The following is a 3,934-nucleotide window of genomic DNA, read 5'->3' on the forward strand; positions in this document are numbered from 1 at the left end:
ATGTTTCTCGGCCTTATCACGTTATTTACGGTGGCAAATATGTATTGGATTTGAGCCGCCATCCTGACAAATGCGTGAAAATTGTTAATGGCCCGAATCGGGGCAAGTGTACTACGGCGGCGGGCAGATATCAATTTTTGACTACAACTTGGAAGGATAAAGCGAAGCGCTATCACGCCCGTTCTGCTACTTTTTTATTCTGGGAAGATTACAGTTTTGAACCGGAAGATCAGGATGCTGTGGTTTATGCTTGGTTGAACGATCGCAAGTTTTGGAAAGCTGATATTTCACAGATGCTGCGGCAGGAAAGATTAACTGATGTTTTGCGGATGCTTTCGGGAACTTGGACGAGTTTGGGATACGGAATTGAAAACAATTCTATGAGTTCTAGTTTGCCGAAAGTTTACCAAAAAATGCTGCGGGAAGAGTTGGCAAATGCTGGTTCTTAGATTACATTGACCGCAAGCATCCAGGATACAAACCCCCGGATTCATCCGTGGAAAAATAAAAAACCAGTATCAGATGAAACTTGCCCCCGGAATTTATCCGTGGGGTCGCCTCTAAAATCTAAAATCTAAAATCTAAAATCTAAAATCGATTGACTGGTTCATGATTTTTTTAACTCCGGTAAAAATGCGGTCAGACATTTGTATAATTCTAATCCTGGCCCAGCTTGCAGCGGATAAAGCCGATCGAAATTAATCGGGTTTCCCGGTGCTAGTTTCCACTCGGTTTGCTGGGCTGTTTTTGGCGAAATTTCGATCGCTAATGTGATGTCAATAATCTGGTTTTGCTGCGGCATTCCCCGAAAACAGTAGCTTTTTCCGGTGCGTTTGTCGGAGTCGCTGCCGGTGATGTATCTATCTCGTTTGCGAAATTGGATTTCTCGAAAAGGTCGATCGATCGCTACTGAGTCTCGGTAGCGATAGTCTCCATCGGGTAAATTTTGGACTGTGGGTCGGATTTGAGCGACATCGGTTGCTGCACAGAGACTTAGCATCATTTGTCTGAGTTTTTCCTGTGAAATCAACGATTTTTGTGGCTGGTGTCTCGGTCGCTGCGGGCGATCGGCTTAAACCAGCACAGCCTGTAACAAATTAATAATAGTTCCTATGCAGTTTTACTCGCTCCCTGTCTATCGTGAATAATTATTTCATGGTTTAATCTCTTTTACGGATATGAGTGATAATAGAAGTATTGAGCAAGCCATGAGAAATCTCACGGGCGCATATTTAGAGATTAATTGAGGATGTTGCTATGTTTAGTCTGACCCAAAAAAACAAAAATTTAAAGCCGATTGAAACTAGACACTCGGAACTGCCAAGCTGTGTCGCCTCAGAGTCTAAAAGTATGGGCAGGGCGCGCTCGGAAGTTTACAAAGATGAGGCTTTGGTATCTGCCTCGCTGGCGGGACTGCCGGCTCTTTTGGCATCCTTGGAAAGCTTTCGCGAGTAGAGTTTGACAATTTTTATTGTGAAACATCCTGAGTAGACGCTCCCTAAACTATTGCCAGACTCCGCCAAAAATATTCTTGACCGCGATCGCAATTCGACTCAAGTCTTCTTTCAGCAGCGGGGGCCAAGCAACTCCTGTGCGGAGTCCGGCTTCAAATTGCTCCAAACTTTCTACTGAGAGTAAATGCAGTGCCGAGATTAATTGCCGATCGAGCATGGGAGATTCTTGCAGGCCTTCAAACAATATTTTTAAAGCTAATAAAATCGATGTCACCTGTCCGGGTACTGGTGGCTGACCTTGTTTGAGGCGCATCAGGAAGGCGTCGGGATTTTTTCTGGTTTCGAGGGCGGTTCCTTGGTCGATCAGAAAACTGCGGGCTGTTTTGTAATCCATTGGATGTGCGATCGATCTCCTGCAATTAATTAGCTGGCATTATATCATCTTTTGTCGCTCTCTATTTGGTAATATATTCCGATACAGGCTAAACTGCAGTTATTCGCGAGTTCCAGTCCTGTACCCTACAACTCCTCCTAAAGCGCGTTGCACTTATAACATCCTAGAGCGTGTTTTCTTGCCTCTTCTGTAAGTTGGGCGGAGTGAAACGGAGGGTTCGTTCCCAAGCCCAAACCTACAATTTAAGGCAATTCTGGGGAGAGAAAACACGCCCTAGAGCTACTGTTGGTAGCGATCGGTAAGTTTCACAGAACACAACCATAAAACAATGGCAAAACAGCAGGGAAATAGCAGAAAATCAAAGATTAATCGCTACTTGTGGCTGCTTTGTTTGTGTCTGAGCTTCCTGTTAGTCCCCCCGATCGCAAAAATAGCTGCCGAAACTCCATTTCCCCCGCCCGCTCCTATTGTCAACAATCCTAATTTGGGAGCCAGAATTCAAAGGACGATGGGGCTACTTGCCGCCAGCACTCCCACAGAACGCCGCCAAGTACGCATTCTATTTTACGGTCAATCCATCACTGAGCAAGATTGGTGGAAAGAAGTAGCAAAGGATTTGAAACAGCGATTTCCCTATGCAGATTTGATTGTGGAAAATCGGGCGATCGGAGGATTTGCAGCGCCGATTTTAATCCGTCCCAGCGAACACGATTTGTATCCTTTTTATCCCGATTTACTAATTTTCCACGTCTACGGAGGCGATGAAGATTACGAAGCAATAATTGCCAATGTCCGCAGCCGCACCGCTAGCGAAATCCTCTTGCATTCCGACCACATAAACTGGTTGCCCGCAGGTAACAGCAGCGACAATCCAGAAAAAGTTAAAGGATATGAATGGCACAACACTCATTCTACTAAATGGCTGCCTGAGCTGGCAGATAAATACGGCTGCGAAATCGCCGAAATTCGCGAACCTTGGCGCAGGTATTTGCAAGACAATCGCTTGCAACCAAAACAGCTATTGAGCGACGACATTCACCTCAACGAGTGGGGGAATTTTCTCCTGGCTGCTCTCATCAAGCCACACCTGCGATACAATCCAAATTTTCCTCAACCACCGCAGGATTTAGTCAAAACCTATACAGTTGGCAGAGATGTTAAGTGGCAAGATGGCAAGTTGCTTTTAGAGTTTGAAGGAAATCGGATAGATGCGATCGCCGATAAAACCTTCAGCGGCAAGCCAATTTCTGCTAAAATTGCGATCGACAGCAAAAAACCCTCAGAATTTCCAGAACTTTACACCATCACCAGACCCAGCGCTAGTCTTGGCGTCGGTTGGCCCGCAATCCTCCAAATATCCAGTCAAAAACCGCTAATCGTCGAAGATTGGAAAGCCGTAATTACCGAAATTAACAGCGACTCCAGCAAGTTTAAATTTGACGTTATAGGTTCTAAAACAGGTTACGACGGCAGCGGTACAAACGATAAAATGTTTATTTCAAAATCCGGCCGCATCGCCATTGAACCGAAAAACTGGTGGCTGCAAAATGCCTATGAATACTCAAAAAAGCCTACACCAAAAGGCTTTGAGATTTCGTGGCAAGTTAAGCCGATGTTTGTAGATTCATACATTCCCCCACAAATTGCAGATTCAAGTCGCGAGTATTCTACAACATTAGCTCAGAATTTGAGCAACTCCAAACACATCCTCGAAATAATTCCAGAAACAGACGGGACAGTTCCCATTCAAGCAATTCGAGTTTATCGCCCTCCTTACAAGCCTGAAGCAAAAAATCCCACAAGTCCCCAAGGGGCAGGCAAAATGCCCGCCCCACAAGAAACTTGATATTTTGTGGAACGGGCCGGAGAGCCCGTTTCTAAAAATTGTGAAACAGTCATCCTCCCCCTTTCTAAAAATTGTGGAACCGGCCGGAGAACCCGTTCCTAAAAGTTGACTTCAACCGCCACTGTCATCAATTTCTCGTAATGCCCAACTCGTGAAACATCAACAGCGATAAAAAGAAATCCGCCATAAAAATAAACACCCAAGAAGTCACCACAGCCGCCGTTGCAGCTTGCCCAACTC

5 protein-coding genes are annotated in these 3,934 nt (G+C 45.3%); 3 read left to right on the forward strand and 2 right to left on the reverse strand.

Annotation, left to right across the window (positions count from 1 at the left end):
- Window positions 1-449: glycoside hydrolase family protein (locus IQ270_RS28840; protein ID WP_193976545.1), on the forward strand; the 449-nt coding region annotated here is incomplete at its 5' end.
- A 158-nt stretch (window positions 450-607) separates the two neighbouring features.
- Here the strand turns inward: IQ270_RS28840 and IQ270_RS28845 are convergent.
- Window positions 608-1,003 carry a hypothetical protein gene (locus IQ270_RS28845; RefSeq protein WP_193976546.1) on the reverse strand — a complete coding sequence of 132 codons (396 nt, stop codon included), beginning with the start codon at window positions 1,001-1,003 and terminating at the stop codon, window positions 608-610.
- A 254-nt stretch (window positions 1,004-1,257) separates the two neighbouring features.
- Here IQ270_RS28845 and IQ270_RS28850 point away from each other — a divergent pair, with 254 nt between their 5' ends.
- Window positions 1,258-1,455, forward strand: a complete 198-nt coding sequence (locus tag IQ270_RS28850; RefSeq protein WP_193976547.1) for a hypothetical protein — start codon at window positions 1,258-1,260, stop codon at window positions 1,453-1,455.
- Window positions 1,456-1,503: 48 nt separating this feature from the next.
- Here IQ270_RS28850 and IQ270_RS28855 read toward each other — a convergent pair whose 3' ends face one another.
- Window positions 1,504-1,848: a Dethiobiotin synthetase gene (locus tag IQ270_RS28855; protein WP_193976548.1), complete on the reverse strand. Its 345-nt coding sequence runs from the start codon at window positions 1,846-1,848 to the stop codon at window positions 1,504-1,506.
- 328 nt (window positions 1,849-2,176) lie between these two features.
- Here IQ270_RS28855 and IQ270_RS28860 point away from each other — a divergent pair, with 328 nt between their 5' ends.
- Entirely contained in the window at window positions 2,177-3,694 is a 1,518-nt protein-coding gene (locus tag IQ270_RS28860; RefSeq protein WP_228056802.1) for an SGNH/GDSL hydrolase family protein, read from the forward strand.
- The last annotated feature ends 240 nt before the right edge of the window (window positions 3,695-3,934 follow it).

Source organism: Microcoleus sp. LEGE 07076, assembly GCF_015207455.1.
GTDB lineage: Bacteria > Cyanobacteriota > Cyanobacteriia > Cyanobacteriales > Microcoleaceae > Microcoleus.